The sequence below is a fragment of the Streptomyces sp. WAC06614 genome (genome assembly GCF_003949795.1).
Taxonomy (GTDB): Bacteria; Actinomycetota; Actinomycetes; order Streptomycetales; family Streptomycetaceae; genus Streptomyces.
On record NZ_RPRY01000379.1, the window covers coordinates 1 to 6,239 of the forward strand.

1 protein-coding gene is annotated in these 6,239 nt (G+C 76.3%); it reads right to left on the reverse strand.

What is annotated here, in order from left to right; all coding sequences use genetic code 11:
- On the reverse strand, positions 1-6,093 hold a 6,093-nt coding region (locus EF918_RS31150; protein ID WP_125652277.1), incomplete at its 3' end, for a non-ribosomal peptide synthetase.
- Positions 6,094-6,239 lie beyond the last annotated feature (146 nt).

Sequence of the window (6,239 nt, forward strand, 5' to 3'; positions counted from 1 at the left end):
CACCCGGGTGGTGAGCAGGGAGTGGCCGCCCAGGGCGAAGAAGTCGTCGTCCGCGCCGACGCCGGACACCCCCAGCACCTCGCCGAAGATCCGGCACAGGACCGCCTCCCGGGCATCGGCGGCCGGCCGCACGACGCCGGCCCCCGGCCCGCCCTGGACCCCGTCCTGGTCCTGGCCGCGGTCCTGGTCCTGGCCGCGGTCCTGGTCCTGGACACGGCCCTCGACAGTCTCGACCTGCTCGCCGACCCGCCCGAGGCGTTCCAGGGAGCCGTCGCGCAGCCGCCGCCCCCGGTCCCCGGTCCGGAACAGCCGGGAGCCGGGCTCCCCGTACGGATCGTCGACGAAGCGCTCGGCGGTCAGGGCGGGCCGGTGGAGATAGCCGCGGGCGAGCCCCTCCCCCGCCACGTACAGGTCGCCGGCCACCCCGAAGGGCACCGGCCGCAGCCGCTCGTCCAGGACGTGCACGGCCAGGTCCGGCAGGGGTTCGCCCAACGCCGACCCGACCCCGGACCGGGTCGGCGCCGCGGCCGAGGCCGCGTCCAGGACCCGCCGGGTGGCGTGGAGGGTGGTCTCGGCGGTGCCGTACGTGTGCACCAGGACCGGCGCGTCGTCGGGGTGCCGCGCGTACCACTCGGCCGGCCGGGCCGGCTCCAGGTCCCCGCCCCCGAGCACCACATGGCGCAGGGCGAGCCGTCGGCCGGTCTCCGGATCCTCCCGGTCGGCCTCGGCCAGCCGGTGGAAGTCCGAGGGCGTCCGGGTCAGCACGGTGACGCCCTCGTCGGCCAGCAGCCGCAGGAGCGCGTGCGGCGAGCGGGCGACGTCCTGGCCGACGACCACCACCCGGCCCCCGTGGGCGAGGGCGCCCCACATCTCCCAGGCCGAGAAGTCGACGGCGGAGGAAGGAGAGAGGGAGGAGGAAGGGGAGACGGTGGAGGCGGAGGAAGGGACGGCAGGCGGGAAGAGGGTCCAGACGTCGTCCGGCCCGAATGCGACGTCCCGCTCGGTCGCCCGCAGCAGCCGCACCACGCAGCGGTGCGGGACGACCACGCCCTCGGCCCGGCCCCCCGGGCCGGAGGTGGGGATCACGTAGGCCGGGTGGTCGGCACCGGCCGTCGCCGGGGGCGGGGCGGTGTCCGGCCAGGCCTCGGACTCCTTCAGCAGGGCCTCGGTCACGGTGGCCACGGGCGCCGCGTCCCCCAGGAGGGGGGCGGTCCGGTCCTCCGGGTCGGCGGGATCGAGCGGCAGGTACGCGGCCCCCGCCTTGAGCACGCCGAGGATCGCGAGGACGACCTCGGGCGAGCGGGGCAGCTGCACGGCGACCAGGGTCTCGGGGCCGGCGCCGCGCTCGCGCAGCAGGTGCGCCAGCCGGTTCGCCCGGGCGTCGAGCTCTCGGTAGGTCAGCGGTCCGCCGCCCTCGCCGGTCACGGCGACGGCGTCCGGGCAGGCCGTGGCGCTCGCCTCGAACAGGGTGACCAGGGAGGGTTCCCGGGCCGGGTCGGCGGCCCGGAAGGAGGCCCGGGGGCCGGCCGTGAGCGTCTGGCGTTCGGCCGCGTCGAGCAGGTCGACGTCGAGGACGCGGGTGTCGGGGTCGGCGGCCATCGCCGCGAGCAGCTTCGACAGGCAGGCACCGGCCTGCTCGACGGTCGCCCGGTCGAACACGTCGGTGGCGTACTCCAGGACGATCTTCAGCCCGCCCGGGGTGGCCCCGCGACCCGGCGCGCGGTCCCCCGCCGCGAGCTCGTACACGTCGACCAGCAGGTCGAACTTCGACGTGTGCGCGTCGACCCGCCCCACCGTGCCCGGGGCGCCGGGCAGCGACAGCTCGGGCATCACGTTGTTGTGCAGCATCAGCATGACCTGGAAGAGCGGGGACCGGGCGGCCGACCGGGCCGGGACCAGTTCCTCGACCACGCGGTCGAACGGGACGTCCTGGTGGGCGAAGGCGCCCAGGGCGGTCTCCCGCGAGCGCCGCACCAGCTCGGTGAAGGTCGGGTCCCCGGAGGCGTCGGTGCGCAGCACCAGGGTGTTGATGAAGAAGCCGATGAGGTCGTCCAGGGCCTCGTCGCCCCGGCCCGCCACGCCCGTGCCGATCGGCAGGTCCTCCCCCGCGCCGAGCCGGCGCAGCAGCGCCGCCACCGCGGCCTGGAGCACGGTGAACAGGGTGCCCTCGGTGCTACGGGCCAGCTTCAGCAGCGCCTCGTGCCCGGCGGCCCCCACGGTCACGGTGACGCGGTCTCCGCGGTGGCTGGGGACGGGCGGGTGCGGGCGGTCGTAGGGCAGGGTGAGGCTCTGCGGGGCGCCGTCCAGGGTCCGGCGCCAGTAGGCCAGTTGCCGGTTCTGCAGGCTGCCGGGGTCGTCGGCCGCGCCGAGCAGGTCCTGCTGCCACAGGACGTAGTCGCCGTACTGGACCGGCAGCGGCGCCAGGTCGGGGGCCCGGCCCTCGGCGCGCGCCGCGTAGGCGAGGCCGAGGTCGCGCAGCAGGACCCGCTCCGACATGCCGTCGCCCGCGATGTGGTGGGTGACGACGAGCAGCACGTGGTGGTCGGGGGCCACGGTGAACAGCCAGGTCCGCAGCGGGACCTCCGCCTCCAGGTCGAAGCAGTGGCGGGCGGCCCGCCGGACGTGGGCGTCCAGTGCGGCCGGTGCGGTGGTGACGAGCTCCAGCACGGGTTCGGTCTCCCCGGCCGGCCGGACGTGCTGTTCCGGGGTGCCGTCGGCGTCCGAGTAGGTGGTGCGCAGGATCTCGTGGCGGTCCGTCAGGTCACGCAGGGCGGCCCGCAGCACCTCCGGGTCGACCGGTCCGCGCAGGGTGACCGGCTGCTGGATGTTGTACGTGGGGCTGGGCCCCTCCAGCCGGTCGAGGAACCACATGCGGCGCTGCCCGGCCGACAGCGGCAGTCCGCGGCTGCGCCGGCGCAGGGCGGGCCGCTGTCCGTCGGCCGGCTCCGGGGCGGTCCGGTCGAGGAGCGCGGCCAGGGCGCGGACGGTGGCGTCGGAGACGAACTGCGGCATCCGGATGCGGCGGCCGAAGACGGTCTGGACCCGGGCGAGGAGCTGGACGGCGGCCAGGGAGTGGCCGCCGGCGGCGAAGAAGTTCTCGGTCGGGCCCGCGTCGGGATGCTGGAGGACCTCCCGCCACAGGTCGAGCAGGGTCGCCTCGGTCGGGGTGGCGGGCTCCTCGCGGCGGCGGGCGTCGACGCGGTGGTCGGGCAGGGCGGCGTAGTCGACCTTGCCGTTCGCCGTGACCGGGATCTCGGTGAGCCGCACGCTGTGGGCGGGGAGGGCGTACGCGGCGAGGTGTCCGGTGAGGAAGGCGGTGAGCGCGGCGTGGTCGGGTCCGGTGCCGGGGGTGCGGGGCAGCCAGTACGCGACGAGCTGCTGGTCGCCGTCCGGGGTGCGGACGCTGCGGACGATGGCCTCCTGGACGTCCGGGTGCGCGCGGACGGCGGCGGCGACCTCGCCGAGCTCGATCCGGTACCCGCGGATCTTGACCTGGTCGTCCTGGCGGCCGAGGAACTGCATTTCGCCGTCGCCCAGGTGGCGGACCAGGTCGCCGGTCCGGTAGAGGCGGTCGGTGGTGCCGGGCACGAAGGGGTCGGGGAGGAAGCGCTCGGCGGTCCGCTCGGGGTCGGCGAAGTAGCCGTCGGCGGTACACAGTCCGCCGATGAACAGCTCGCCGGGGACGCCGGTCGGCTGCGGGTCGCCGTGCCGGTCGAGCACGTAGTAGCGGCAGTTCTGCACGGGCCGGCCGTACGGGATGCTGGGCCAGCGGGGGTCGACCCGGTCGACCACGTGGTAGTTGGACCAGATCGTGGCCTCGGTGGCGCCGCCCATGGCCAGCACCACGGGCGCGGCGAAGTGCTCGCGGACCAGGTCGGGGAGGGTGACGGGGATCCAGTCGCCGGAGAGCATGACCAGCCGGAGGGCGGCCGTGCGCAGCGCGGCGGCGCGGTCCGGGAACAGGGGCACGAGCTGTTGCAGGGCGGCGGGGGCGGAGTCCCAGACGGTGACGGGTTCGGTCGCCAGGATGTCCACCAGCCGCTCGGGATCGGCGAGTTCGGCCTCCTCGGCGAGCCGGACGGTGGCTCCGGCGCAGAGCGAGCCCCAGACGTCGTAGACGGAGAGGTCGAAGCTGAAGGAGGTGACCAGCAGGACGCAGTCGCCGGGGCCGACGTGCTGGGTGCGGTTGACCCAGTCGACCAGGTTGGCGAGCCGCTTGTGGGCGACGACCACGCCCTTGGGTTCGCCGGTGGAGCCGGAGGTGAAGATGACGTACGCCGGATCGTCCGGCCGCGGCAGCACATCGGCGCCGGCCCCCTCGGCCGGCGCGAGATCAAGCGGCGCGAGGTCGGCCGGCACGAGGTCGGCCGGGGCGTGGTCCAGCGTCAGCACGGCGGCCCCCGCGCCGTCGGGCAGCGCGAGCCGTTCGCCCCAGTCGCCGGAGACGATCAGGGCCTTGGGAGCGATCCGGGCCACGAGCGCGGCGAGCTTGGCGGCCGGGAGCGCGGTGTTCAGCGGGACGTACGCGGCTCCGCTGAGGGCGACGCCCACCATGGCCGCGACGGCGTCGGGCCGCCGGTCCAGGCAGAGCGGGACGTGGTCGCCACGGCCGACGCCCCGCCGGGCCAGCCAGGCGGCGGTGCGCCGGGCCCGGTCGAGCAGCTCGCCGTAGGTCAGGCTGCTGGTGGCGGTGCGGACGGCGACCGCCTCGGGCCGGGTCCGGGCCCGGTCGAGGAACTGGGCGACGACGCCCGGCAGTGCGTCCACCGGGTGCGCGGTGGCGTTGAACGTGACCACGAGCCGCTCGGTCTCGGCCTCGGACATGACGGGCGTCCGGGCGAGGTCGCGGTCCGGGTCGGCGCAGATCCGGCCGAGCAGGGCCTGCAGGCGGTCGAAGAACAGCTCCATGTCCTGGCGGTCGTAGCGCCCGCCGCGGAACCGCAGGGTGCAGCGGCCCTCGGTGTAGTCGGCCCAGGACAGGGCGAGGTCGAAGGCCCGTACGTCGGTGTCCTCGATCCGCAGCCGGACCCCGTCGCCGCAGGCCGCCACGGCCTCGGCCCGGGTGAAGTCGGCGCGGAACCGCGGGGCCCGGGGCAGCACCCGCTCGGCGAGGGCGGGCAGGGCGAGCGCGTGCTCGTCGAGGGCGGCGAGCCGCTCGGCGAGCCGGCGCCGGAAGGCGGTGAAGCCCTCGCCGTCCGTGAGCGGGAGCCGGACGGGGACGTCGTAGGTGAGCGGGCCGAAGACCCCGGCGAGCTCCGGGTACGGGTCCCGCGCCGACCAGGCCAGGGCGACGGCGGGGTGCCGGCCGGTCAGCCGGTGCAGCAGCAGCTGGAAGGCGCCGAGCAGGACCTCGCGGTGGGTCCAGCCGTGCCGCTCGACGGCCCGGTGGAGCGCGTCCCGGGTGCCCGGGGCGAGGGTGAAGGGGAGTTCGTGCAGGTCGGAGGTGGTGTGTCCGACGGCGGGGACGGTGACTTCGGCGTCCTCGGCGGCGTCGGCGGCGGCCGTCCGCCAGAACTCCTCGGCCTCGGCGTCGTCCGCGGCGCCCGCCAGGAACTGGGCGACGTCGGCGTGACGCGGGTACTCCTCCGCGGCCTCGGCACCGGCGGCGGGCGGCGGTACGGGCAGCGGTACGGGCGCGCGCAGGGCCGTGGCCAGCTCGCGGGCCAGCCGGCCGAGCGAGGCGGCGTCGGCGAGGAACGCCGGCAGGCCCAGGCGGAGCCGGACGCGGCGGTCGGTGTGCTCCACCAGGCGCACCCGCAGCGGGTAGGGCTCGTTGACCCGCAGCGGGCCGGGCCCGTCGGTGTCGGTGACCTCGACGGCGGGGGCGTCGCGGAGCACCTGGGCGGGCTCGGCCATGCCGGGGAGCTGGACGAAGTCGGAGCACAGCAGGTCGTGGCGGCGGGCCGTGTCCAGGACGGCCCGGCGTAACGCGTCCGGGGTGACCGCCGCCTCGACCTCGATGTCGAGGTCGGCGGTGAGTTCCACGGGCAGCAGGGCGGCGCCGCCGAGGCGCCGCAGGATGTTCCGCTGGACCGGCGAGATCGCGTAGCCGTCGGCCCGGGACGGGTGCGGCGAGTCGGCGTGAGGGGTCATCGTGGCCTTCCTTGCGGCGGGCGGCGGGCCGTGTCCAGGACGGCCCGGCGTAACGCGTCCGGGGTGACCGCCGCCTCGACCTCGATGTCGAGGTCGGCGGTGAGTTCCACGGGCAGCAGGGCGGCGCCGCCGAGGCGCCGCAGGAT